Annotated in this window: 24 protein-coding genes; 15 read left to right on the top strand and 9 right to left on the bottom strand. The window is 38.0% G+C overall.

The genetic code is table 11. The features are described from left to right. Nucleotides 1–48 precede the first annotated feature (48 nt). The 3 genes from thyX to B9N66_RS07345 all read right to left on the bottom strand — a co-directional run bounded on the left by thyX (nucleotide 49) and on the right by B9N66_RS07345 (nucleotide 4760). Nucleotides 49–678, bottom strand: a complete 630-nt coding sequence (gene thyX, locus B9N66_RS07355) for an FAD-dependent thymidylate synthase (RefSeq protein WP_087580501.1) — start codon at nucleotides 676–678, stop codon at nucleotides 49–51. Between the two features lie 118 nt (nucleotides 679–796). After that, the gene (flgE, locus tag B9N66_RS07350; RefSeq protein WP_072595320.1) at nucleotides 797–3271 is read right to left on the bottom strand and encodes a flagellar hook protein FlgE; all 2475 of its coding nucleotides are present in this window, start codon (nucleotides 3269–3271) and stop codon (nucleotides 797–799) included. 121 nt (nucleotides 3272–3392) lie between these two features. Beyond that, complete coding sequence (locus tag B9N66_RS07345; protein ID WP_087580500.1) at nucleotides 3393–4760, bottom strand: Na+/H+ antiporter NhaC family protein; 1368 nt, start codon at nucleotides 4758–4760, stop codon at nucleotides 3393–3395. Nucleotides 4761–4879: 119 nt separating this feature from the next. Between B9N66_RS07345 and pyrE the strand changes: the two genes are divergently transcribed. The 15 genes from pyrE (at nucleotide 4880) to B9N66_RS07270 (ending at nucleotide 20528) form a co-directional block, all read left to right on the top strand. After that, the gene (pyrE, locus tag B9N66_RS07340) at nucleotides 4880–5488 is read left to right on the top strand and encodes an orotate phosphoribosyltransferase (protein ID WP_087580499.1); all 609 of its coding nucleotides are present in this window, start codon (nucleotides 4880–4882) and stop codon (nucleotides 5486–5488) included. Between the two features lie 243 nt (nucleotides 5489–5731). Further along, complete coding sequence (locus tag B9N66_RS07335; RefSeq protein ID WP_072595294.1) at nucleotides 5732–6421, top strand: response regulator transcription factor; 690 nt, start codon at nucleotides 5732–5734, stop codon at nucleotides 6419–6421. After that, nucleotides 6411–7838, top strand: a complete 1428-nt coding sequence (locus B9N66_RS07330; protein WP_087580498.1) for an ATP-binding protein — start codon at nucleotides 6411–6413, stop codon at nucleotides 7836–7838. Before B9N66_RS07335 ends, B9N66_RS07330 begins: the two co-directional genes overlap by 11 nt. 95 nt (nucleotides 7839–7933) lie before the next feature. Beyond that, nucleotides 7934–10000 carry a multiheme c-type cytochrome gene (locus tag B9N66_RS07325; RefSeq protein WP_021090404.1) on the top strand — a complete coding sequence of 689 codons (2067 nt, stop codon included), beginning with the start codon at nucleotides 7934–7936 and terminating at the stop codon, nucleotides 9998–10000. 44 nt (nucleotides 10001–10044) lie between these two features. Beyond that, nucleotides 10045–10803, top strand: a complete 759-nt coding sequence (locus B9N66_RS07320; protein ID WP_072595292.1) for an FKBP-type peptidyl-prolyl cis-trans isomerase — start codon at nucleotides 10045–10047, stop codon at nucleotides 10801–10803. 21 nt (nucleotides 10804–10824) lie between these two features. Then, nucleotides 10825–11496, top strand: a complete 672-nt coding sequence (locus tag B9N66_RS07315) for a 4Fe-4S dicluster domain-containing protein (protein WP_072595319.1) — start codon at nucleotides 10825–10827, stop codon at nucleotides 11494–11496. A 1-nt stretch (nucleotide 11497) separates the two neighbouring features. After that, entirely contained in the window at nucleotides 11498–12463 is a 966-nt protein-coding gene (gene nrfD / locus B9N66_RS07310; RefSeq protein ID WP_087580497.1) for an NrfD/PsrC family molybdoenzyme membrane anchor subunit, read from the top strand. A gap of 14 nt (nucleotides 12464–12477) precedes the next feature. Beyond that, a complete protein-coding gene (ccsA, locus tag B9N66_RS07305; RefSeq protein WP_087580496.1) occupies nucleotides 12478–15093 on the top strand; it encodes a cytochrome c biogenesis protein CcsA in 2616 nt (871 codons plus the stop codon). Nucleotides 15094–15101: 8 nt separating this feature from the next. Then, entirely contained in the window at nucleotides 15102–15926 is an 825-nt protein-coding gene (locus tag B9N66_RS07300) for an SEL1-like repeat protein (protein WP_087580495.1), read from the top strand. 73 nt (nucleotides 15927–15999) lie between these two features. Beyond that, complete coding sequence (locus B9N66_RS07295; protein WP_087580494.1) at nucleotides 16000–17121, top strand: nitrous oxide reductase accessory protein NosL; 1122 nt, start codon at nucleotides 16000–16002, stop codon at nucleotides 17119–17121. A gap of 1 nt (nucleotide 17122) precedes the next feature. After that, entirely contained in the window at nucleotides 17123–17308 is a 186-nt protein-coding gene (locus B9N66_RS07290; protein WP_084109948.1) for a hypothetical protein, read from the top strand. Beyond that, nucleotides 17298–18407 carry an ABC transporter permease gene (locus B9N66_RS07285; protein ID WP_084109947.1) on the top strand — a complete coding sequence of 370 codons (1110 nt, stop codon included), beginning with the start codon at nucleotides 17298–17300 and terminating at the stop codon, nucleotides 18405–18407. Before B9N66_RS07290 ends, B9N66_RS07285 begins: the two co-directional genes overlap by 11 nt. Further along, nucleotides 18404–19072 (top strand): ABC transporter ATP-binding protein, encoded by a 669-nt coding sequence (locus tag B9N66_RS07280; RefSeq protein WP_087580493.1) that lies wholly within the window; start codon nucleotides 18404–18406, stop codon nucleotides 19070–19072. Before B9N66_RS07285 ends, B9N66_RS07280 begins: the two co-directional genes overlap by 4 nt. Then, nucleotides 19069–20022, top strand: coding sequence for a hypothetical protein (locus B9N66_RS07275; RefSeq protein ID WP_087580492.1), 954 nt, complete (start codon nucleotides 19069–19071; stop codon nucleotides 20020–20022). The genes B9N66_RS07280 and B9N66_RS07275 overlap by 4 nt, the downstream gene beginning before the upstream one ends. Beyond that, nucleotides 20019–20528: a hypothetical protein gene (locus B9N66_RS07270; protein WP_087580491.1), complete on the top strand. Its 510-nt coding sequence runs from the start codon at nucleotides 20019–20021 to the stop codon at nucleotides 20526–20528. The genes B9N66_RS07275 and B9N66_RS07270 overlap by 4 nt, the downstream gene beginning before the upstream one ends. 49 nt (nucleotides 20529–20577) lie before the next feature. Here the strand turns inward: B9N66_RS07270 and B9N66_RS07265 are convergent, their stop codons facing one another. The 6 genes from B9N66_RS07265 to rsmA form a co-directional block, all read right to left on the bottom strand. Then, nucleotides 20578–21126: a tetratricopeptide repeat protein gene (locus B9N66_RS07265; protein ID WP_257639805.1), complete on the bottom strand. Its 549-nt coding sequence runs from the start codon at nucleotides 21124–21126 to the stop codon at nucleotides 20578–20580. Then, nucleotides 21101–21307 carry a hypothetical protein gene (locus B9N66_RS09970; RefSeq protein WP_257639804.1) on the bottom strand — a complete coding sequence of 69 codons (207 nt, stop codon included), beginning with the start codon at nucleotides 21305–21307 and terminating at the stop codon, nucleotides 21101–21103. The genes B9N66_RS07265 and B9N66_RS09970 overlap by 26 nt, the downstream gene beginning before the upstream one ends. A gap of 200 nt (nucleotides 21308–21507) precedes the next feature. Then, the gene (locus B9N66_RS07260; RefSeq protein ID WP_087580490.1) at nucleotides 21508–22281 is read right to left on the bottom strand and encodes a pseudouridine synthase; all 774 of its coding nucleotides are present in this window, start codon (nucleotides 22279–22281) and stop codon (nucleotides 21508–21510) included. Between the two features lies 1 nt (nucleotide 22282). After that, complete coding sequence (locus B9N66_RS07255; RefSeq protein ID WP_087580489.1) at nucleotides 22283–23236, bottom strand: KpsF/GutQ family sugar-phosphate isomerase; 954 nt, start codon at nucleotides 23234–23236, stop codon at nucleotides 22283–22285. A gap of 9 nt (nucleotides 23237–23245) precedes the next feature. Beyond that, nucleotides 23246–25402, bottom strand: coding sequence for a ribonuclease J (locus tag B9N66_RS07250; protein ID WP_180382086.1), 2157 nt, complete (start codon nucleotides 25400–25402; stop codon nucleotides 23246–23248). Continuing rightward, nucleotides 25368–26210: a 16S rRNA (adenine(1518)-N(6)/adenine(1519)-N(6))-dimethyltransferase RsmA gene (gene rsmA / locus B9N66_RS07245; RefSeq protein WP_087580517.1), complete on the bottom strand. Its 843-nt coding sequence runs from the start codon at nucleotides 26208–26210 to the stop codon at nucleotides 25368–25370. The genes B9N66_RS07250 and rsmA overlap by 35 nt, the downstream gene beginning before the upstream one ends. Nucleotides 26211–26282 lie beyond the last annotated feature (72 nt).

Below are 26282 nucleotides of genomic sequence, written 5' to 3'. Positions count from 1 at the left end.
AGCGCTCGTTTCATCACTTCTAAATCACAAATCGCGCTAACTCAAATATTAGTTTTGCTCATCTTCTGGCAAGCATTTTTCAAAGATAAATTTATGCTCTTCGGGTAGCACAGCATAGATAGCATTTGCTAAATTTCTTATCTCCCAAAGGGCTGATTTTGAGCTTCTTAGAGAGATGAAATTTTGCAAGCTTCTAGCATTTATGCTCCATGTAAGCTCTGTCTTATAGCATTCTGGCAAGCAGTATTTGACGATGTCAAGGCTTTTTGTAGTTGAGGCTAAAATTTCACGCAAATTTTCAAGTGCTTTTATACTTGCGTTATCGACTAGTTCGTCATTTGTTAGTACAATAAATTTAGCTGCACGCTCAAACTGCCCTACTTCAAATTTTTCCTCTTTTTTTAGCTCTTTTAGCGTGTAGCGAGTTGATTTGACGCTTAGACTTGCCAAGCGGTGACGAGCTAGCTCTTGAAGTAGCGCACGAGAGATACCTTGGATGTAGAAGTTGTAGTATAGGTGCTCTAAGGTCGAGGCGTGTTTAAATTTATTGCCTACTCTATCTATTAGCTCAACATCTTTTTCACCACCGTTGTCGCCTTTGTCAAAGCTTTGCCAGCATGTGCGGATCGCGTGAGAGCAGATATTTAGTGGAGTGTGATTTAGTAGTGTTACTTGCATTTTTTCTCTTTTGTAAAATTTTTTAACATTTTACAAAAAGAAGGCTGATTTTATTTGTAAATTTAAAGCATAAATTTCAAAGGGAGACAAACGCTCCCTTTTGTAAAAGTCTTAGTTATTATTGTTTTAATTGAAGAAGTGTATTTAGCATCTCGTCACTTGTTGTGATCGTTTTTGAGTTTGCTTGGAAACCTCTTTGGATAACAATAAGATCTGTTAGCGCACGGCTTAGATCGACGTTACTAGCTTCAAGTTTTGAAGCTGCGATCGTTCCCTTATCGCCTGTACCAGCTGCACCGATAACTGCTTCACCTGAGTTTGCAGTTTGTGAAAAGACATTTCCGCCCTCGCTTTGAAGACCTTCGTTGTTTGTAAAGGTAGCAAGTGCTACTTTAGCCAGACCAAAGCTTTGGCCATTTGAAAATGAGCCTATTATCGTTCCAGTCTCATCTATTTTTATGCCGTTTAGAGTGCCACCTGTGTAGCCATCTTGTGAGATTGACTCAGTTGATGAGTCTTTATCAAAGCTTGTTAAGCCGTTAAAGTCAGTTCCCAGACCAAAATTTAAGCTAATGTTTTGGCCACTTTGTGAGCCGTTGTTAGCTGAAAATGTTATCGTTGCTGGATGAAAACTTGCAAGTGAGCCATTTGCGTTAAATCTAGCTGTTCCAGTTATAACATTATCCGGACCTTCACCTGTGTAGTTTATCTTAGCTGGCTCTGGCACTTGTATAACCATGCTCCACTCAGTTCCACCATCTGTTGTAGTGCCTGTCTTTGTCCATTTGATACTAACTGTGTGTTTTGAACCAAGTGAGTCAAAAATTTCTGCCGTTGAGCCGTGGCTTGACATCATCATCTTTCCACTTGCTCTTAGAGCTTGGCCCGGGCTTAGTGCGCCATCAAGTGCTTTCATAATAGTTGTAAGTCTAACATTTTCATTTATAGCCGAATTATTTGTACCTTGAGCTGGCTTTGTAAGTCCAGTCGTAGTCATGTAAAGTGCATGATCTGCTACTTCATTTGATGGATTTTCTAGTTGAAATTGACCTAGTTTATTTACAGTAATCTTTGTGCCATCATTTAAATCATCAGCAAGTTTTTTAAGTGCTTCGATACCAGCTGCGTGTTTTGCATCTGGAGTACCAGTTGCAGCGTTATAAGCATTATTATAAGCTGTTTGGCATGTTGTATCAGCTATAGCTGCTCCACCAGTACCCGGAGTTATATTATGAGCTTCTGTTGCTTGTTTTATAGCATTAGGTACAGCTGAGTTTACTCTTATTTGACCGTCTCCATTGTAGTCAACGTAACTCCTTGCATCTTTTTGCATAGCAGCACGAAGATCTTCTGTTGTAGTTACTTGCCTTTCTTTCGCATCATTGTATTCGTGAACTGCTGTTGTTTGTGAGCTCGTATAGACATATTGATAAGCTGTGATAATATCTCGATTTTTTAAACCACCATTTGCCACTCCCATTGCTGTCGTTGCTGCTACTAATTCATCACCAGTATTGACAGTTAAGTGAATATTTTTTGTCTCTTTTGTAGTACCTGAGTTATTTCTATTTATAAGTGTTAGTTTATTACCTTCTGAAATTTCAGCTCTAACGCCAGTTTTATTATACTGAGCGTTGATAGCAGCTGCAACATCGCTTATGTTTGTTACATCTCCGGTTATATTTACACCATTTAATGTTATATTTAATTTTTTTGTAGTTCCATTATTAGTAAGTGAACCAACATTATTTGGTGATTTACTTCCTATTTCAAATTTTTCAGTTTTAGCATTTGCATAGCTCACCCAGATACCTTGTCCATCTCTTAAAGCAAGACCATTTCCAAGCTCATCAAATGTAACACCAAGATCGACGCCACGCTCTGTTAAGCTTTGTTCTTTTCTTGAGTTTGTATAAAACTGATCATTATTTACATCATTTTCATTGTGGACTTCATTTGGATCTAAAATCCCGTCATTGTTATAGTCACGTCCACCAGCAACTGAGTCTAGTGAATAAATAGGCGTACTTCTTTGTCCTATGGTATTGCCTGAGTCAAGGTTGCCTTTTATCTTTACTTCTGTTGTTGCTCTTGCTGGAGTAGTAAGACCCTCTTTTATCACAATATTTTTTATCGGTCCAGTTGAGTCAATAGTGCCAGTCTCTTCATCTCTTGTCCAGCCTTGAACGACATAGCCGCTATTGTTTACAAAATTTCCAGCTTTATCACGGACAAAGTCACCATTTCTTGTATAGTATCTTGTAGTTCCGCCATCTGGAGATACGACAAAGAAACCATTTCCTTGAAGTGCAAGGTCTGTTTGCTTATCAGTAGATGTTAATGTGCCTTGCGAGAAAATTCTTGTAGTTGAGTTTATAGTCGTTCCTAGACCTATTTGCATAGCATTTTGACCGCCTAGCTGACCTTGTGGAGCGGTAGCTACTCTTGGAGTTTGGCTTAGTATATCAGCAAAATTTGCACGGTTGTATTTATAACCATAAGTATTGACGTTTGCGATATTGTTGCCTTCTACGTCCATGGCTATCTGGTGGGCTTGTAGGCCTGAAACACCAGACCAAAGTGATCTCATCATTGACTTATCCTTTTTGCATTTTAAATTTTTATATTTTTCAAAAGCAAAAGATGTTCCAAAAATTTATATTGATAAAAAGTAGAAGAAATAAAAAGAAATTTGGCGTTAATTACGCCAAATTTTATCCAAGTATCATTGCACCTACGATGCCACCGATGATAAGTGGGATATTGAAAAATACAAATGTAGGCACACAAGTATCATATATGTGGTTGTGTTCACCATCAGCATTTAGACCGCTTGTTGGCCCAAGTGTGCTATCGCTTGCAGGACTTCCAGCATCTCCTAGAGCCGCAGCTATGCCAACTAACAAGATGATGGCTGGTACGCCAAAACCAAGATTAAGACAAAGTGGTACGTAGATAGAGGCTAAGATCGGTATCGTACCAAAGCTAGTGCCTATACCCATTGTTACAAGTAGACCAATAAGAAGCATCAAAAATGCTCCGCCTATCTTGCCGCCAGATACTAAGCTAGCGTATTTTACAAGCTCGTCTATGCCGCCACTCTCTCTTAAGATAGTGCCATAACCTGCCGCAACTAGCATGATAAAAGCGATAAAACCCATCATAGCAAGGCCGTTATCCATGATCTTATCTACTTTTTTATATTCTATTCCGCCAAAAACTACCATAACCAAAAGTCCAAGTAGTGCGCCAAGAGGTAGCAGCTCAGTATAAATTTGCACACCAAAAGCCACAACTGCACCAGCTAAAACTGCCCACTCTTTTTTAGTCATCTCAAGGCTTTTTGCACGCTCGATCTCATCAAGCTCTTCTTTTTCAAATTTTGAAGTTTTATAAGCTCTTTTCTTGCCGTAAAAAAGTATAGCGAGGATAAGTCCGATAAGCATAGAAGCGCCGCCTATCCACATAACAGAAGATATATCAGAAATAGATGTGGTTATGCCGTTATTTGCTAGCTCTTTTTTTAAGATATTGTGAAAAAGCAGACCAAAGCCAACGCTAAGGCTTACATAAGGCGCTTGAAGACCAAATGTCAAAGCACAAGCCACGGCACGTCTATCTATCCCCATTTTGTTCATAATAGCAAGAAGTGGTGGGATCAAAATAGGTATAAAAGCTATGTGAACTGGGATTAAATTTTGAGATAAGCACGCTATAAATGCGATAGTTAGTATAAAAATCACTTTATTCGAGCTAAGGAATTTACTCAAAGCATTTATCAAGATAGCAGTTAAATTTGTATTTGCGATGGCGGCTGCTAAAGCACCAAGCAAAATATAACTAAGCGATGTTTCAAGATTGCCTTGCATACCGCTTATGAGGCTTTGTGTAGTCTCTTTTAGGGCTGTAAAGAGGCTATCGATCCCACCTACAATGCCACTTTCAAATCCACTAAATCCATGCTTATACATTACTCCCGCAACAAGAGCAGAGATAAGGATAGAAAGCAAAATGTTAAAACGCAATAGACAAAGTATCGTCATTACCAAAATGCTAAAAACAACAGGGTTAAAAATAAGCATGAGCGTCCTTTTTGTAAGAGTGCGAAGATTATACAAATGTGTGGCTTATTAAATTTTAAAAAGAGTGGCTTAAGTGGGCTTGTGTTAAAATTTTGAGTAAATTTTAAAAGGAAAAAACGATGAATTTAGAGAAAATTTATAAAGATGCCGGAGCATATTTAGAGGGACATTTTTTACTAAGTAGCGGTAATCACTCGCAGTTTTATCTTCAAAGCGCAAAGGTACTTGAAGACCCAGCTTTGGCTGGAAAACTAGCTGACGAGCTTGCCCGTGTGATAGAGAAATTTGGCATTGAATTTGATAGCGTTTGCTCGCCTGCACTTGGTGGAATTTTAGCTGGTTATGAGCTCGCACGTGCGGCAAAGAAGCGTTTTATCTTTACAGAGCGAGTTGAAAAGATAATGAGTCTTAGACGTGGCTTTGAGGTAAAAAAAGGCGAGAAATTTATCGTTTGTGAGGATATCATCACGACTGGCGGTTCGGCACTTGAAGCGGCACGTGTGATAGAGAGCCTTGGCGGTGAGGTAGTTGGCTTTGCAGCGCTTGCGAACCGTGGCTTTTGTAAGGTCACAAATTTAGGCAACGACTCAAAACCAAATGCAAAACTACCAAGCGATAAGCCGTTTTTTGCTTTAGGAAATTTTGAGTTTGAAATTTATGAGCCTGAGCATTGCCCACTTTGTAAAAATGGAAGCAAAGCGATCAAACCTGGAAGCAGAGGCAACTAAAATTTATACTATAAATATAGCTATCTTTCTTTTTTAAAATTGATCGGTAGCTAAATTTTTATAAAAATCCAAAAATAGTACTCATAAAAAATTTTAATCAAGACTTCAAATCACTTCAACAAAAATTTATAGTTTAATTTTTAAAAGTAATCTATCTTTTATATCGGTATGAATTATTTTTTAGATAATCTTATTTTTTAAGCTACCAAGTGATAATATCTGCTCAAAAAGCGAGATGAGGCTATGCAAGAATATGATATTTTAGATGTTTTATCAAACAAAAAGGTCCTTTGCCTTGAAGATGAAGAGGCGATTTTAAAAAATATTTGTGCTTCTTTGGAGCTATTTTTTGCCGAGGTAAATGGCGTAACAGATGGCTATGATGCACTTGAGCTAGCGATGAGCGATGCTTATGATGTTTTGGTGCTTGATATAAGCGTGCCAAATATCGATGGCCTAGAGATTGCTAAAAAAGTAAGAACCATAAATCAAAAAATTCCTATCGTGATCTTATCAAGCCATGTCGAGCAAGAGTATTTGTGGAGAGCGGTTGAGCTAAAGATCACAAGATATCTTGCAAAGCCATATGATAAAAAGTCATTTATAAAAGCCCTAGAAGACGTTGCTTTAGAGCTTGTTGGACGCAAGCCGACTCTTAGGCTAAATGATGAATTAGAATACGATTTTGGTAAAAAAGTACTTTATATAAATGGTGAAATTTCTCATCTAAGTAAGAGTGAAAGTAGGCTTTTAGAGTATTTTTTAAATAACAAAAATCAAACTATAACTTATGAACAAATTTTTGATTATATTTGGGAGTATGAGCAGCCAAGCAAAGAGGCGATAAAGACGATCGTAAAAGAGCTTAGAAGGAAGCTTGGCAAAGATGTGATTAAAAATTTATACGGTGTAGGTTATCTTTGTGAAATATAAATTTCAGCTAATCGTTAGTGTTTTTATCTTTGTTTATCTCTTAATATCCGCGCTTGTTTTAAATTTTTATAATAATCTTGCAATGAAAGATGCAAAAAAAGAGGCGTATTATGTGCTTGAGAGTATAAATTCTGTAAGAGAGTACATTGCAGGCGTTCAGCGTCCGCTAATAGAGCAGCTAAAGCATGACGGCATTATAAAAGAGGATTTTTTTGACGAGAGATTGCTCTCATCTTCGTATATAAGCCGTGAAATTTATAATATCCAAAAGAAAAAATACAATCTTGACTTTGACTATAAACTAGTCGCCATGGCGCCTTTAAATAAAGCTCATGAGCCAAATGAATTTGAAGCGCAGGTGTTAAAAGGCTTCAAAGAGAATAAATTTAGTGAGTTTTCAAAGATTATAAAAGATGAAAATGGCTCACAATTTTTTGTAGGGCTTCCTATAAAAAGTCAAAATACATCTTGCCTAGCCTGTCACAATATCGAAAGTGCTCCAAAACAGATGCTGGATCGTTATGAAATTTCAAATGGAAAAATTTCTGAGGCAAGTGAGATGATGGCAATGTTATCTTTTAAAATCCCACTACGTGCCATTTTTTCTTACCATTTAAAAGAGGTTGTCATCATAATGAGCGCGATAGCCTTTGTATTTGGGATATTTTTGCTACTTGTTTATAAGATGCATAGGCGTGGCGAAGAGAGTAAAAGACAGACTGAGCAGCTAATGATACATCAAAGCCGCCTAGCCTCAATGGGCGAGATGATAGGCAATATCTCACATCAGTGGAAGCAGCCTTTAGCTCAAATCAGCTCAGCTTTAATAAATTTAGAACTCTATCAGGAGCGAAAAAAGCTTGATGAAGCAAAAATTTATGAGTTTATAGAAGAGACTAGCAAACAGATAAATTTTATGTCTGAAACGGTTGATGATTTTAAAAACTTTTTTAAGCCAAATACTTTAAAAAGGGAGTTTAGCGTAGAGAAAGTGGTAAATCAGACCATAAAAATTCTAAACGCCTCACTTAAGAAATATCAAATCGAAATAGAGATCGATATAAGAGAAAATTTTACGATTTTTGCAAATTTTAATGAAATAATCCAAATTTTAATAAATATTATAAATAACGCAAAAGATGCATTTAAACAAAGCTATGTAAAGCCAAGAATAATAAAAATTTATACTTTTATAAAAGATAATCGTAAAAATTTATGTGTGCAAAATAATGCAGGAGCGATAAAGGCTTCGTTTTTAAAGGTTATCTTTGAGCCACACTTTAGCACAAAAGAGTCTGGCAGCGGGCTTGGTCTATATATGAGCCGGCTAATAGCTAGCAAAAATAACGCCCTAATCTTTGCTAGAAATGTAGATGAAAATAGTATTACATTTACAATTAGTTTCGAAAATTTATAATTTATTAAAATTCCCCCTTTTCTACCCTTTTTTGGTGTTAGTATTATCAGTATGAAATCATTTTGATTTTAGGATAAAAATTTAAAGGAGGGCACATGAGAAATCTACAAAAAGCCTTAGCTGGTTTGCTCATGGGTGTTAGCATCTTCGCTTCACAAGCCTGTTGCGAAGAGCATAATATGCAGATGTCCGATAAAGCACGTGATGTTATCGCAAATCCTAAAGGCACACTGCAAAGTAGAGGTGTTATCTCCTTGCAAGACTACGTTGTAGAAGAGCAAGAGATGTATAACTGGCTATTTAAAAACCACCCTATTTTTACGAAATATGGTGGTAAAACCGTCGGTAAAATGGTCGTTCATGACCGTGGCTTAGAGTGGCTTGCCGAGGGACATGGCTTTGATATGTCAAAGCTTAGTAAAAGAGATGGCGGTAAGGGCTATAGCTCTATGATGTATAGAATTCCAGCCACTTCATCACTTCAATTTCCTAACAAATTTGTAGGACCAGAAAAGTGCGGTGAGTGTCACCCAGCCCAGTATGAAGTATGGAGTAGATCTCGCCACGCAACTACTATGCGTTTCCCTGGCGAGCACCCAGAGGTTAATAACAACCTAACTGAGCCAGTATTTGACAAAGATACCGCTTCTATCCTTCCAAAAGGTATTACTCCAGATGTTATCTACGCAACTGTTGGTCACTTAAGAACCAAAATGGGCTACGTTGATGCGTGGCTACTTCGTGGTACTTACTACGTTGAGGGTGGTTTGCTAAGAGATGGTACAGGTCAGATCGTAGCTGGTGGTAACCAATGGCAAAGAACATGGGCGTTAAATTTAGACGACGCAACTGTTAAAAAGATAAAAGAGCTTGTTCCAGAATTTCCTGGCACTCTTGAAGAGTACGGCGATAATGGCGGATATGTTAGAGGTCTAGCTTCATACGCCGCAAAACATAAAAAATCAATGTTTTTCCAAGCAAACTCATCATATTGTGAAGTTTGTCACCCGGTTAAATTCGATTTCAAATCAAAAGCAGAATTTTACGCAGCACTTGGTAATGCTAAAGAGCTTCAAAAACACACTATCTCAAAAGGCGTAAGCTGTGAGGAGTGCCACGGAGCTGGCGGTCACCTTGATGGAGCTACAAATTTTAGAACATCAAACTGCGAACGCTGCCACCAAAGATTTAACTTTAGCCCAGATCTAGCTCGTGCTAATCCTCTTAATAATGGTAAGCTTGATCTATCACTTAGCTCTAAATTTAAATCAATGGGACCAGGATGCGGATCTGAGGGTTCACAATCATACTTTACGGCTCACTATGATAAAGGTATGAGATGTGTTACTTGCCACGATCCACACGATAACACAGGCCCAGTTGTAGGCGATAAGAGCGTAACTGGTATGAACTATAACTCAGAACAAGGTTATCTAAGCTCATTCTATACTAAACCAAAAATTAGAAAAGAGTGTAAAGATTGCCACGAGACTCAAGCATATATCGCATCTAAAGCAGATACTCACAAAGACAACACTTGTGCATCTTGCCACATGCCATTTATGATGAGTTGTGAGAATTTCTATGCTGTTCAGTTCCAAGACAACGCTGGCTTTGATACTCAAAGAAGATCTCATATCTGGAAGATCATGGTTGATCCAAAAGAGAAATCTCTAGTACCAGGCGATGCTGCTAAAGGTCCAAGAGATGCTAAAGATTGGCACTTTGAGAGAGATAAAAATGGCCATAACTACGTTGACTTGATGTGGGCGTGTGCTAGAACATCTTGGGCTGATAAAGATATGAAAGATACCAAAGGCTGCCACAGCCCAGTATTATCTGAGCTAAAACCAACACTTCACTTCAAAAACCAAAAACAAGTTTATGATGAAGTTATGGGATGGCAAACTCCAGTTAAGAATGAATTCTCTGAAGTTAAGATTGGTATTGAAGGACTTTACTCACTACTTGAGACTAAAAAACTTGATGCAAGTGATAAAGTAAGAGTTTATGAGCTTATCCAAAATGCTCAAGAGATCATCGATATGGTTGAAAAAGATGGTTCGTGGGGTATGCACGGATTTAAATTTACTAAACAAAAACTCGATGCATCAAAAGAGTATATAAAAGAAGCTCAAAGAATTTTGAATAAAAATTTATAGCATTTAGGGGCTAGTTTTAGCCCCTTTAATCTTAAGGGTTTGATATGAAAAATAAGGTTTTAAAATTTACGCTACTTCTTAGCTTAAGTGCTTCTGGTTTGCTTGCAAATGTAGATTCAAATGAGTCTTATGCTATGGGAGCAACAAGTGGCGGATATGTTTTAAAAGGGTTACTTGAACAAAAACAAATAGGCATTAGCTACGATGCTGAGGCCGTTATCAAAGGTTTTAGTGATGCACTAAAAGGAGAGCTAAAACTAAGCGATGATGAGATAGCAAAGCTACTAAATAAAAGAGCTGAAAATTTAGACAAGATAGTAAAAGAAAAAGAAGCCGCCATACTTAAAGAGAATTTAAAGCAAGGCAAGGCTTTTATGGATAAAAATGCAAAAAATAAAAATGTAAAAACGACAAAATCAAAATTGCAATATGAAATTTTAAAATCAAGCAAAAAGGGAGCGACTCCAAAACAAGAAAGTATCATCATAGCAAACTACAAAGCTAGCTTTATCGATGGTAAGGTCTTTGATGAGACAAAAGAGGCTCCAGCTCATCTTTCTATGCTAAATTTGATCCCAGGTCTTGAAGAGGGCTTAATGCTCATGAAAGAGGGCGATAAGTTTAAATTTGTTATCCCGCCAGAACTTGCGTACGGCGATAGCGGCATGGAGGGCATACCTGGAGGCGAGACTATCGTTTTTGAGATAGAGCTTGTTAAGGTCTTAAAGCCAGGTGAGTTAGCCGAGGCTGCAAAGAAAATTCACGAGAAAGAACTAAATGAGGGCATCAAAAAGCCTCATTAAGATATAAAAATGGAGTTAAAAATGCAAAATCAAAAAAATAGAAGAGCCTTTTTAAAAAGCATGGTAGTTGTGGCTGCTGGTGCTGGTGCGGCAAGTAGTGGTTTTGCTTTTAAGAGTGAAGAAAGTGTAAAAAAACCACACTTTGGTATGATATTTGACCAAAATAAATGTGTTGGCTGTACAGACTGCGAGATAGCTTGCAGAAAGGTAAATTTAGTCCCAAAAGGACAGATGAGACTTTTTATAGAAGATAAGACTAATCCTAAAAATTTACTCGATAAAAGATTTGTAAGAGTATCTTGTCAGCAGTGCGTCGATGCGCCTTGTGTAGCTGTTTGTCCGACCAAGGCTTGTCATAAAGACGAAAAAACTGGCATACAAACTACAAACATAGATGATTGTATCGCCTGTAAATACTGCATCGTAGCCTGTCCATATGATGTGAGATATATCGATAAGGTTACGCACTCAGCTCAAAGCTGTAACTTTTGCGTAGATACAAATTTAAAGGACGAAAAAGAGCCAGCTTGCGTAGAAGCTTGTAGATATGAAGCGATCGTCTTTGGTGATCTTAACGATGAAGATTCTCACATCAGCAAGCTACTAGCCGTAAAAGATAGCATAAGGCTAAGAGCAGAGCTTGGCACAAAACCAAGCCTTAGATATATTCCTAAAGTAAAAATGGGGGTGTAAGATGGATGGTGCATTAAATTTTACTGCAACATTTTCGCATGGAGTAGAGTGGGGCTGGCCGATCGCTGTTTATCTTTTGCTAGCTGGTATGAGTGGTGGAGCGCTAATCGCTGCTATACTTTTAAAACACTATAAAAAGCAAGAGAACTTTAGCCCATTCTTTAAGGCTGCTTCGCTTTTAGCATTTGTTAGCATCATGCTTGGTATGGTTTGTTTAATAGCTGATCTTGAAAAGCCACTTTTATTTTGGAAAATTTTGATTAATTATAATTTCACATCAGTTATGTCTATCGGTGTTGCTGGACTTTGTGTATTTATACCGCTTAGCTTTTTGATGTGCCTTTATGCATTTAATGATGAGATTTCAAATTTCTTAGCTAAAAGTTTAAAGTCCTTTAGCGCTCTTTTTGCACTAATAATGAAAATTTTAATACCACTTTATCCATTTTTAAGTCGTATTTGTCTTATTTTTGCTGTAATAATTTGTGCTTATACTGGATTTTTGATCTCAGTTTTGATTAGATTTCCACTTTTAAACACAGCTGTGCTTCCAGCTTTATTTATAGCTTCAGGACTAAGTGCTGGTATAAGTGGCAGTAGCTTGGTCGCAGCAGCTTTATTTAAAGAAGATCCACATTCAAGCGACCTTCATTCGCTTCATAGCGTAGAATTTAGCGTTTTGGGAGCTGAAATTTTACTCATTTTAATGCTTTTTGTATCGCTTTTACTTGGTTCAAGTTATCAGCAAAATGCAGCTGTTGCTTTTTATAGTGGCGTTTGGGCGAAATTCTTTTGGCTTGGTGTTGTGCTAGTTGGCTTTATTGTGCCTTTTGTTTTAAATTTTGCATTTGGCAAAAAAGTAGCTAGTCTAAAATTTAGCTTTTATATCAGTTCATTAGCGGCTGTTATCGGTGTTTTACTGCTTAGGGTGTTTATACTTTATGCGGGACAAACTTATAGCATTTAAAGTAGAGGCGAGCGATGAGAATTTTAAATATCTACCGCTTGTCTTTGATATTATTATTTATTCTTGCTTTTGGTGCAGGGCTTGCGACTTTTTTAGAAAATTTTTATGACACACAAACGGCCAGAGTGCTTGTTTATGAAGCGCTTTGGTACGAGTGTGTTATGTTTGCTTGTGCCATTTGTTTAGCCATTAGTATCGTAAAAACCAAGATGTATAAAAAATTTGGCGCATTTTTGATACATCTTGCTTTTATCGTTATCTTCATCGGAGCTGCGCTTACAAGGTATTTTGGCGAAGAGGGCGTTATGCATCTTAGAGCTCTGCAAAGCTCAAATATAATGCAAAGCGTCAAGCCTTATCTTAGAGTCGAAATGCTTGGAGAAAATTTTAGTTATCCATTAAGATTAAGCTTATTTGGTAAAAACGACTTTGAGTTTAAAAATTTTATAGATGGCAAAGAATTTATAATTAACTTGCTTGGATATAAAAAAGATGAGAAAAACGCTCCAGCTACGCTTAGTTTGGAGATAAGCTTTAACGGCGAAAAAAAGAGTATTAAACTAAAAGGTGGAGCTGGATATGAGCTAGACCCTAGTGTGCTAAGTTTTGGTGGGCAAGAGGTGAAATTTTACTTTAGCTCAAAGGCTTTAAATTTACCATTTTCATTAAAGCTTGACGAGTTTATTTTAGAGCGATATGCGGGGCTAAATAGTCCATCATCTTATATAAGCAAAGTAAGTATCGCTGGCGGTAAGTACGACATCTCGCTAAATAATCCACTAACGATTGATGGCTATAAAATTTTTCAGTCTTCATACGATCCTGACGAGCTTGGAAGTGCTTTTGAGATCAGTCGTGATCCTGGCAAAATCCCAACTTACATAGGATATTTTTTGCTTTGCCTTGGCTTTGTGGCAAATTTATTTAGTAAAAAGAGCCGATTTTTTAGGCTACTAAATTTCATAAAAGGTTCGCAAATCGCATTTTTGGCTGTTTTGCTTTTAAATGCTACTCCAAATTTTGCTAATGAAAATAATAAAAATTTAGACGCTCATGCAAGTAAATTTGCTAAAATTTTGACTCAAGCTAATAGTAGAATCGCTCCAGTAAGCTCTTACTCAAGAGCTGTGATAAGTAAAATTTCAACCAAAACCACGCTATTTGGGCTTAGCAGCGAGGAGCTAATGCTCTCTTTTGCCATCTTGCCAAAAGAGTGGATGGATAAAAGGATAGTAAAGATCACAAGTGAGCGTGTGGGCGAGCTTTTGGGAGTTAATGAGAAATTTGCTAGTTTTAACGACATTTTTAACGAAAATGGCGAGTATAAGCTGGCTAAATTTGTAGAAGCTGCAAATGAAAAATCCGCCTCAAAAAGAGATAAATTTGACAACGATGTCATTAAATTTGACGAGAGATTAAATGTCTTATATCTTGCACTAAAGGGAGAAATTTTAAAATTTATACCAGCTAAAAATGGCGATAAATTAACATGGCTAGGCGTAAATGAAGCCTTTGGCTCAAGTGAAATTTCAAGCGAGCTTAAAAGCGTTTTAGGCGCTTATATAGAAAATTTAAGCCTTTGTGTAAAAAATGGCGAGTGTACTGGGGCTGATAAGAGCTTGGAGAAAATTTCAAGCTATCAAAGAAGCACTCTAGGCTCCCTTGCGCCAAGCGAGGCAAAGGTGGAGCTTGAAGTGCTTTATAACCAAATGGAAATTTTTAAATTTCTTATATATTTTTACATGATCCTTGGGCTAGTTTCGCTCGCTCTTGGCTTTTATAGGCTATTTTCTGGAAAGAAATTTAGATTTGAAAAAGCGCTTAGCCTTGCATTTTATTTTGGCTTTGCGGTGCATTTGTTAAATTTAGCTCTTCGTGCTTATATCTCAGGGCATGCACCTTGGAGTGATGCCTATGAGAGCTTAGTGTATATCTCGCTTGCAAGTGTACTAGCTGGAGTTTTATTTTTTAAACATCAAAGCTTTGCTCTTGGAGCTGCTTCACTTTTTGCAAGTGTTAGTTTGCTTGTAGCTCATCTAAATTTTATAAATCCACAAATAACAAATCTAGTCCCAGTTTTAAAGTCATTTTGGCTTAGTGTGCATGTAAGTGTCATTACGGCAAGCTATGGCTTTTTAGGTTTTAGCTTTGTGCTCGGGCTTCTTGGGCTTCTTTTAATGGCTATAAAAAATCAAAAAAACGAGCAAAAGCTCAGCGAGCAGATAAGATACCTCGCCGCAACTAATGAGCTAAGCCTCATCATAGGACTTAGTTTGCTAACTATTGGAAATTTCCTTGGCGGCGTCTGGGCGAATGAGAGCTGGGGTAGATACTGGGGCTGGGATAGCAAAGAGAGCTGGTCGTACATTACGATAATTATTTATGCTATTGTGCTTCATTTAAGATTTATCCCAAGATTAAAAAATATTTTTACCTTTTTAGTAGCTAGCGTGCTCTCTTTTGGTTCAGTTATTTTTACCTATTTTGGTGTAAATTTCTATCTAAGCGGACTTCACTCATACGCAAATGGCGATGGATTTAGCGTTTCGAATTTGCTTTATTTGCTTTTAATGCTTTTAGCTTTGCTAATCGCCTTTGCTTATAGAGGTAAGGATATAAAAGAGATTTAGGAGATATGATGAAAAAGAGTTTAGTTTTATTGTTTGCTTGTTTGGGACTATTGAATGCTGGCTATATCAAAGAGGCTTTAAGCGCAAAAGACGATCACAATAAGCTAGCACAAATTTATGAAGATGCTTGTGATAAAGAGAAAAAGGCATCAGGCTGCTACAATCTAGCTGTGCTTTACAGCAGAGGTGATGGCAATGTCAAAAAGGACGAAGCAAAGGCAGCAATGCTTTATGAAAAAGCTTGTGATCAAAACTTCTCTATGGCTTGCAGCAACCTTGGCTACGTCTATGAAAAAGGCAAAGGTGTGGAAAAAGACCTAGCAAAAGCAGTTAAATTTTATGAAAAAGCATGTAGCGACAACGAGGGTTGCACGGAGCTTGGCTTGCTTTATGCAAATGGCGCCGGCGTGACAAAGGATCTTAAAAAGGCAAAAGAGCTTTACGAAAAGGCTTGCAAGGCAGGTGATGGCATAGGATGTAGCAATCTCGGCTATCTATATGCGCAAGGTGAAGGTGTCGAGAAAGACTATGCAAAAGCCAAAGTAAACTACGAAATGGCTTGCGCAAACGAAGCTGGCATAGGGTGTGATAATCTTGGCTTTTTATATGTTTATGCACAAGGCGTTGATCAAAACCTCACAAAAGCCACAAAACTTTATGAGCAAGCGTGTATATATGGATATGAAAAGGGCTGCAATAATTACGCTATCATGCTAGCTGAAGGTAAAGGTGTGAAAGAAGATGTAGAAAAAGCGCGTGAAATTTTTACTAGAAGCTGCAAAAATGGCTTAAAAGAAGCGTGCGAGAATTTAGAAATTTTAGGAAAGCATTGATGCTTGATAAAGTTAGCCCAGTGGCATTTAAAGCTTATAAATATAAAAATAAAAAATACTAAAGGAGATAATTATGATTTTACGTTCTATCTTGAGTTCAGCACTACTAGCAACCATACTTTTTAGTGCTTCTACAAATGAACAAGCCGTCAAAATGAAACCGATGTTTCAAAGCGTGGATCCTAGCAAGGCTACACTAGTAGGAAATGGCGAGGGCAAGGAGTACTGCGCCGTTTGTGGAATGAATTTGGTTAAATTTTATAAGACCAATCACGTATATAACGGCAAGCAAGTAGCATCACTCCACTGCCTATACGAGCTAACAGAAGGCAAGATCCCAAGCGACGCACAAGTCGTTGATACTAAAAATTTAAATTTGATCGACGTAAACAAGGCATTTTACGTAGTTGGTAGTAGCGTCAAAGGCACAATGACTAGAAATAGCAAATATGCCTTCTCAACCGAGGCTGACGCAAAAGAATTTCAAGCAGAAAATGGCGGCGAAATAATGAACTTTGCTAAAGCTTACGAGATCGCTGGACAGGATTTCGAGGGTGATAATAAAATGATAAAAGCTAAACGTGAGGACGGCGTTTACGCACATGGTAAGGAATTTTACGAGGCAAACTGCGATAAAACTGATCCAAAAAGCTTTAAAGCTATCTCTGAGCTAAAAGCTCATCTTAAACAAGTATGTGACTCAAAAGAGGCCAGCAAAGCTCCAGAGTACGACAAACACCTACAAGCTGCCGCTTTGTATCTATGGGACGCTCCGGCAAATTTAGGTACTAGCAACCAAGCCTCAAAAGCTAAACAAGAAATAAAAAAACCTGAGAGAATAGTCGTACCAAAGGGCACAAGATGTGCGGTATGTGGCATGCTTGTCAAAAATTCTCCATGGGCGACACTCATCAAAGCAGATGGCAAGGATTATTATTTTGATGATGTAAAAGATATGGCGCAATTTTACTTTGCGGATGGCAAAATGAAAGATGCTTATGTGAGCGATTATTACACGCTAGAAAAGCTTGATGCAAAAGATGCGTTTTATGTTCACGGCTCAAACGTTTATGGACCAATGGGCGATGAGTTTATTCCATTTAAAGACGAAGCAAAGGCAGAGAGCTTTTTAAAAGATCATGCTGGCAAAGGTGTCATAAGATTTGACGAGATAAAGAATTTTATCGGTAAATAATGTGAAATTTCTAGTTTTTTTGGCGTTATTTTTTGGACTTTCTTATACGCTTTTAGCGGCACACTATCTTAGCTTTGATCATAAAGCAAAGCAAGATGAGCTAAGAGAAATTTCTAAGATAACAAGAGCAAATGCTGCTTTTAGTTTTAACCAAAAGGAGCAAAAAGGCTTTGTCTATGATAGGTAAAAATTTTATAAACTACGCCGTGGTTCTGCTTTTTAAAGATAGGAAGGATCACCTTTTTAGCTTTTGCCTCTTTGCACTCATTATCTTTGTGCTAAGCTCGGTACTTTTCATCTCTGGATCGATCCAACATGATCTTATAAATTTAGTAAAAGATAGATCAAGTATAGTAGTGAGTGCATTTCGTGCTGGCAAAAATGATCTCATGCACCCTGGCTATATCTACGATATCTCGAAGATTGATGGCGTAAGTGATGTAAAGGGTGTAGTTGATGGAGAGTACTACTTCGTGCAAAAGCGTGTTTGGTTTCATCTATATGAAGATGATAGCTTAAAAGAGGATGAGATGATCGTCGGAGAAGGTGTCAAGGCAGCGATGAATGAACTTTACTACGATGAGAGCTTTAATTTTCTAACTGAAGAGCGCATGATACCAGTAAAGATATTAAAGACTATGCCGGTACAAAGTGGTTTAATCTCAAATAACGCTATATTTTTGCATCCAAATACGCTAAGAGCTATCTTAAATTTAAAAAATGAAGAGTATACAAAGCTCTACGTTGAGGTACCAAACACAGATGAGATCAGTGAAGTAGCTTTAAAGATAGAGAATTTATATCCAAATTCTTTCGCTCTTAGTATAGAAGATGAAGTGGCTAAGGTTAGGCACCTTTATTATTATAAGGGTGGAATTTTTATGAGCATTTACGTTAGTGTTATGCTTATATTCTTTGTCTTGCTTAAAAACCAAATTTCACTCGCCTATGGTAGTAAAAAGCGTGAAATAGCTATTTTAAGAAGCATTGGTTTTTGTATAAAAGACATTATATTTTTAAAATTTATACAAAATTTTATCGTTAGTGTTAGCGCTTTTTTACTCGGTGTTATGCTGGCTTATCTCTTTGTTTTTGTATTAAATGCTCCACTTTTAAAAGGGATATTTTTAGGTGATGAGCTTTTAAATTTTACAAATTTCACGCCTATTTTAGAGTTTGACAAGCTCTTTTTGATCTTTGTTTTTGGTGTGATACCATTTTTGGCGTTTGTACTCATACCTTCATGGAGAGTAGCAAGTAGTGACATAAATGAGGGGCTAAAATGATAAATATAAGAGGTGTTAGCCTAGTTTATAACCAAAACAAACAAAATGAGTTTTGTGCTTTAAGAAATATAAATTTAGATATTAATGACGGCGAGCTAGTAATACTAAAAGGCATTAGTGGAAGCGGTAAAAGCACCCTACTTTCTCTTATCGCCCTACTTCAAAAGCCAACTAGTGGAGAAATTTTGATAGATGGCACTAACATTGCAAAGCTACCTGATGCTTTTTGCTCTGAGCTTAGACACAAAAGACTTGGACTTATCTTTCAAAATTTTAACCTCATTGAGGGGCTAAGTGTATATGAAAATTTACTAGCTCCATTTGCTCTAACAAATTTCAAGGCAAATGTGCGAGACGAGATGATAAAAAAGGCTCTAAGCCTCGCAAATATCGCTCATAAAAAAGATGAGAACGTATCAAATTTAAGTGGTGGTGAGCGTCAAAGATGTGCGGTAGCTAGGGCTTTATCTATGGATGCTGACATCATCTTGGCTGATGAGCCAACGGCAAATTTAGACAGACAAAATGCACGTGCTTTTTTAGGCTTACTAGAGTCTTTTAAGGCTCTAAAAAAGAGTGTTATTGTCGCTACTCACGATAGCATTTTTGATGAGCTAACTGTCACAGATAGGGTTGTTTCTTTACAAAACGGAGAGATAGTATGAGTGTCTTTTTATCAAACGCCGTTATTGCCTTTTTGTTAGCGGAGTTTGTACTGTTAGTTTTGATGAGTATTTCGCTCTTTTACGTCGTTAGGATCGTGAGGTCGTGGGACTATAACGCACTAACATCGCTTCAATACTCGCTTGAAAAACAAAACTACCTTGTAAATACGATCTTGCTTTTTTGCGTCTGTATCAAGATCGTATTGTTTATATTTTTTGCACTTTGCCTAAATGAACTCTCTGATATTGTGCCTGGTGCTATGTGTTCAGCTGGCGTGATCGGCTCAAATAAATTTGGTGGCATATTGATGCTCACTAAAATTTTGCTCATCTTTGGGCTTGGTATTTGGCTGGTTATAAATAAGCTTGACTTGCAGGCTCTAAATTTCCCTTATCTAAAGAGAAAATATGCCATTTTTATCTGCCTTTTTGTTATGATACTACTTGAGCTTGGTATAGAAATTTCGTTTTTTTACAATATCCCACTAAAAGTGCCGGTCTTTTGCTGCTCTGTCACTTTTCAAGCTCCAAAGCTACCATTTGGCTATACAAATTTTGGCTTAGTAAGCGTATTCTACGTACTATTTTTTGTCATTTTGGTGCTAAATTTTTTAAAGCAAAGCATGGCAAGCTTTGTGGCAAATTTGTTGTTTTTGGTGCTTAGTTACTACGCCATTACCTACTTTTTTGGCCTTTACGTTTACGAACAACCAAACCATAAATGCCCATACTGCATGCTAAAAGATGACTATTTTTATATTGGCTACCTCATCTGGGGCAGTTTGTTTCTCGGTGTATTTTACGGTCTTATGCCATATCTTGTTGAGATTATCACAAAGACAAACTACTCACACAAGCTTAAATTTTCATCAATATGGCTAAGTGTTTGCGTACTGATATGCGCGCTTTATGTCCTAAAATATTATTTGTTAAGAGGATTTTTATTTTGATAAAACAAATTTTTTCTTTGTGTTTGTTAGCTCTAGTCTTAGCCGTACTTGCCTATAATGCCGACATAAGTGATGATAAAATTTTGGTTTTAAATAACGGCAAATCAGAGCCGATCGAAGAGCTAACACCAAATAAATATATATGTTATGAGAGTAGGACACTTATCGCTGATAACAACGACACAGCTCAAGCCATCATGCCAAATGGCAATATCTACTTCTTTAACGATATTACAAATTCTTTTATCTGGTATATGGCAGAAAAAGATAAAGAAAAGATAAAGCTATATGTATACACAAAGGATACAAACCGCTATATCCTAGCACAAGACGCTTGGTACTCAAGGGTTGACATCACACCGATGGGATATGGCATAGGGGCATATGAGTTTCACACCTACGGCATAAATGACAACTATTTTAAAGAGGTCTTGTTATACGCAGCACGTGGTGAGACGCTCATAAATCCATACATAAACATCTTGCTTTCAGAAAATAAGATATAAATTTGCGAAGCACTAAATTTGTTAGAGTTCACTAGGTTGTTTTTGGGTATTAAAAGCCTTTTTCATTTAGTTTTTTATAGGCGTCACATCCATTTTGATCTCCTAAATCACATGCTTTACCAAAATACTCTTTCGCAGTGTGGTAGTTTTGTCTTAAGCCTTGTCCATTATTATACAAAGCCCCTAAGTTATAACAACCTTTGATATTGCCACCATTACAAGCTTTTTTATATAGTTCAGCTGCTTTATGGTGATCTTGTCTTAAGCCTTGTCCATTGTTATATAAAACTCCCAAGTTATAACAACCCTTAATATCTCCACCATCACAAGCTTTTTCAAGTAACTTTGCTGCTTTAAGGTAATCTTTTTTTACTCCTTGACCATTTATATACAAAAATCCTAAATTGTGACAACTCTCGGGAAAATTGTTGTCACAAGCTTTTTTATACAGTTCTGCTGCTTTAAGGTAATCCTGTTTTACTCCTTGTCCACTCTCATAAAAAACTCCTAAAATACTACAACTCTCAATATTCTTACCATTGCAGGCTTTTTCAAATAGTTCTGCTGCTTTGTTATAGTCTTGCTTTACTCCTACCATTCATATATAGTATTCCTAAAACACCACAACTATCGACATAACCGCTATCACAAGTTTTTTCAAACTGCTCGACTGCTGTTTTATAGTCTCCTCTAATATAAGCTTCAGCTCCTAGCTGCAAAAGATCTTTGGAAAAACCAACAGATAGCAAAACTACAAACAAAAAGATAATTTTTTTCATTTTTACTCCATCTTTTACAAAATTCTTAAACAATATTTTGTCCTTTTAAAACTTAGACTATTGTTAATTATCCATTTATCTTTTAGTGGATACGCAAGGTAAATTTATACGTCTTTTAGTAAATTTTTGCAGTTTTGGTGAGTGTTTGTAGTGGAAATGTTTAGCTTGCCTCTCTTTATTAGAGAAGGCAAAATAAAATGTTAGTATCTAACGTTATTAATCTTTAAAAAGTCTCTTAGGTCTTCGTATTCGCTGTTTTCAAAGTAGCGCCATTTGCCAGGCTTTAGCATATCAAGGCTAACACGACCAAAGCTAACCCTTTTTAGATCCATTACTTCAAGGTCAAAGTAGCCAAAGAAGCGGCGAAGCTCCCTATTTTGTCCCTCATTGATGATGACTTTTAGTTTTGTGTAACCACCACTTGAGCCAAAGACTTTATAGGCTAGAAATGGCTTAAATTCCATTGATTTTATAGTGGTTTTTGCGTGCGCGCCTTTGGTGGCGTCCTTGGCAAAAAAGCCATTTGTCATCGCCTCTATCACCTCTTTTGAAATTTCACCCTTTACCTTTAGATAGTACTCTCTTTCTATATCGCTATTCATTAGCGCTGTGGCGATCGCTGGAGCGTCGGTTAGTAAAAGTAGCCCCTCGCTTGCGTAGTCTAAGCGTCCCACGCTAACAAATTTTGCAAATTTCTTATCTAACGTGTCATATATCGTCTTTCGTCCGCGGTCATCTTTCTTGCTAACTAGCTCACCCTTTTGTTTGTGATAAACGATAACGGTAAATTCTTTTTTTAGCTTTATCAAACGGCCATTTATACGCACTTTGTCATCTTCATCTACGCTCGTAGCAAGGTCGCTAACCACACGCCCTGCTATGCTAACCTTGCCAGCTTTTATCAGCTCATCTGCCTCACGGCGTGAGTAGTTTGTGTTATGTGAGATAAATTTGTTTAGTCTTGTTTTTTCCATTTTATAGTCCTAAATTTGCAAGGTCGTGGATGTGTAAAACGCCCACAGGCACGCCATTTTCTACGACGGCTAGAAGCTGAATTTTATACTTTTCTATGAGGGCTAACGCATCTACGGCTAACATCTCTTTGTCGTTTATCTCTTTTGGATGCATGGTTGCAAATTTCATCGCTGGCTCTTCTAGGTCAAAGTCCTCTCTCATAAGTGCGCGCCTAAGATCGCCGTCACTTAAAAGAGCGTCTAGCACGCCATCTTTACCGACTATGAGAACTGTGCCAAGCTTGCCATGCGTCATCGTATCGATCGCACTTTTTAGGCTTGCATTCCAGCGGACTATCGGTAAATTTTCGCTTCTCATCACGTCTTTGACCTTCAAAAATAGCCTCTTGCCAAGGCTACCACCTGGGTGAAAATTTGCAAAGTCCTCTTTTTTAAAGCCTCTCTTTTGCATCAAACAAACAGCTAACGCATCGCCAAGAGCTAACGTTAGCGTGGTTGATGCCGTTGGGGCGGCATTTAGCGGGCACGCCTCTTTTTCTACATTTATATCTATAAAAGCGTCGCTAAATTTACCAAGCGAGCTTGTCTTGCTCCTTGCCATGGCGACGATTTTCACGCCAAAGCGCTTTACATGAGGCAAAATTTTGACAAGCTCATCGCTCTCGCCACTAAAGCTAATGGCTAACAAGACATCATCTTTTTCTATCATGCCTAGATCTCCATGCATAGCCTCTGTCGGGTGTAAGAAAAAGCTTGGCGTGCCAGTGCTTGCAAGCGTAGCAGCGATCTTTGCTCCCACATGACCGCTCTTGCCTACGCCTGTTACTATGACCTTGCCCTTTGCGTTAAATATCAAATTTACAGCATCTTCTATCTCTACGCTTTTAGCGTGTCTTAAAAGCTCGTTTGCTTCTATCTCTAAGACTTCAGCGGCGATTTGGTTCATTGTCTGCATAAATTTCCCTTACATTAGATAGATGATCGGCACGATAGTCGGGTACTTTTTGACCTTTCTAAAGATGTGCTTTCTGATCACTTGGCGCACTTGTGACTCAAGCAGTCTGCTATCTTTCAAAAGCTCTTCTTTGACGTTGCTTAGGTACTGCTCTAGCACGCCCTCCATCTCTTTTCTAAACTCAGCGTCTTGCTTGTCACCCACAAGGCCGTAGCTGATGACGCGAGGCTTGTTGATAAGCTTTGCGCCGTGACGTGAAATTTGAGCGATTATCATAACAACCCCTGCTTCTGCTAGGTTTTGTCTGTCGATCACGACGTCATCTGCGATTTGTTTATTTATTTGATTATCTATGAAAACTTTGCCGGTTTTTACCGTTTTTACACGTTTTAGGTATTTTTGACAAACCTCCATCTGATCGCCGTCGCTCATTAGATAGATATTTCGCTCATCCACACCACAGCTAATGGCTGTCTCTTTGTGCTTTGCGATGTGGTTGTACTCGCCATGCACTGGCAAGAAAAATTTTGGTTTTATGAGGCGAAGCATCAGCTTTTGCTCTTCTTGTGCTGCGTGACCGCTGACGTGGATCTCGCTAAAGTCTTGGTAAGCGACGCTCGCACCTGATTTTAGTAAGAAATTTAGCACCGTTGAGACGCTGTTTTCGTTGCCTGGGATAGCTTTTGAGCTGATGATTATCTGATCGGTCGGCTTTATCTTTATATATTTGTGCTCATCTGTCGCCATGCGGTAAAGCGCGCTCATAGTCTCGCCCTGGCTGCCAGTAGTGACGATAAGCACCTCGTCATCTTTAAATTTACCAACCTCGTTTGCATCGATAAAAATTTTCTTATCAAGCTTGATGTAGCCAAGCTCCATCGCAGTGTATAAATTTCGCTCCATTGATCTGCCGATGACACAGACTTTGCGGTTGTATTTTAAACCCCACTCGATCGCTTGATAGACGCGGTGGATGTTTGAGCTAAATGTGCTCATGATGACGCGCCCTTTTGCTTTTGAGAATATCGCATCAAAGGTCTTGCCAACGCTGCTTTCACTCTTTGTAAAGCCCTCTTTATAGCTGTTTGTGCTATCGCTCATCAGACAGAGCACGCCACGCTCGCCATAATACGCTAGTCTGCCAAGGTCTGTTGGGTAGCCATCTATCGGCGTGTGGTCGATCTTGAAGTCGCCTGTGTGGATGATCGTGCCAGCCTTTGTCGTGATCGCAAGTGCAGAGGCGTCGATGATAGAGTGCGTTATGTGTATCCACTCGACTTCAAAGTCGCCTATAAGATATGGCTTTCTCTTTTCTACTGAGCGGAAAAGCGAGCGCTCTTGTTTTAGCCCGTGCTCTTCAAATTTATTATTTATCATGCCAAGTGGAAGCGGTGTGGCGTAGATAGGAAATTTAAACTCTTTATAAAAGTAAGGCACCGCGCCGATGTGATCCTCGTGTGCGTGAGTGATGATGACGCCTTTTATCTTATCTTTTATCTTGCGAACGTAGTCAAAGTCTGGGATGAGGATATCCACGCCGTGCATGCTCTCGCTTGGAAAGCTCATGCCGATATCAACGATGATGGCGCTAGTTTCTGTCTCAAAGACCGTCATATTGCCGCCGATCTCGCCAAGACCGCCAAGTGGTGTTATGCGAATTTTATGCTCGCTTGAATTTAGATATTTTAGTGGCTCAAGTCTTAGCTCGTGAGTGGCTTTGTTTGCCTCCATCGCGCTTGCGATGTCTTGCTGCCACTGCTCGTTGCCGTTTAGCTTGGCTGGTAAATTTTTCTTTGGCTTTTTAGCCTTTTTTGGTTTATCTTTTGACTCTTTTACTTCAGCTTTAGTCTCATTTACGCTGTCATTTTTTGACTCTTGTGGCTGCTTAGGCTTTTGCTCTTTTGCTTTGCCATTTTGTTCATTTTTGTTTTGGTTTTTATTGTTTCTTTGTTTTTTTGGGCGAGAATTTTGGCTCTTTGGCTCGGCGTGCGCTTTAGTTTCAGCTTGCTCTGCTGCAAAGAAGTTATCTATTACGCTTTTGCTTGCTAGTGAAGTTTGCTCGGTAGTTTCGCCTTCTTGTTTTGGTTTATTTTTTGGTCTAAATCTTCGTCTTTTGTTGTTTTTGCTTTGGTTAGTTACAACTTTCTCTTCGTTTTTGTCGTTCATTATCTTCCTTTAATCTTTCAAATACTTTTAGATAAGAATCGACATCTAGCTCGTGTGGACGTAAATTTTGGTTTAAAGCTAGGCTTTCAAAAATTTCTTCTAACGCATTTTTGTCAAAATTTGTGGATAAATTTTTCAAAAGCGTCTTTCTTGGCGAAACGAACGCAGCTCTTAAAAATACTTTAAAAGCCTCGTATTGTTTTGCATCTTGGAAAATCCCGTCTTTGCCAAAAATCTTTTTTGTTTTTTGTAGTTTAATGACTGAAGATGTGACCTTTGGAGGTGGATTAAAAAGCTTTGCATCCACATCGAACAAAAGCTCACACCTGCCTTGAAGTGAAGCGAGGATCGATAAAGCGCTAAATTCTTTATCCTTGCTCTTTGCACTAAATTTAAGAGCAACCTCTTTTTGTATCATCACGATAAGCCCAAGGCATTTTTCGTCATCTATTGCATTTAGTATCATCTTCGTAGCAACATAATAAGGCAAATTTGCGACCAAAAAGTAGTTTTCGCTACTTAGTCCGCCCTCTTGCTGCCACTGCTCTAATGCATCTTTACAAAAAAGTTTTAATTGTCCATTTTGGATCTCATTTGCAAATTTGGCCTTTAAAATTTGAAACAGCTCACAATCTATCTCAAAACAGGTTGTCTTGTAAATTTGCAAAAGTCTAAATGTCAAATCACCTAAGCCAGGCCCAATCTCAACGACGTTTGCTACGTCATTGGGTATCGCTTGGATGATCTTATCTAGTGTCGCTTTGTCCTGTAAAAAATTCTGTCCAAAGTGCTTTTTTGCCTTTATCATAGCCGCGATATTAGCCAAAAATTACTTATACAATGATTACAAGTTTAGTTTAATCATATATAAAATGGATTA

This window comes from Campylobacter concisus, assembly GCF_002165775.1.
Lineage (GTDB): Bacteria > Campylobacterota > Campylobacteria > Campylobacterales > Campylobacteraceae > Campylobacter_A > Campylobacter_A concisus_E.
The sequence above is the reverse complement of the archived record's forward strand: the minus strand, read 5'-3'. Positions and strand labels throughout refer to the sequence as shown.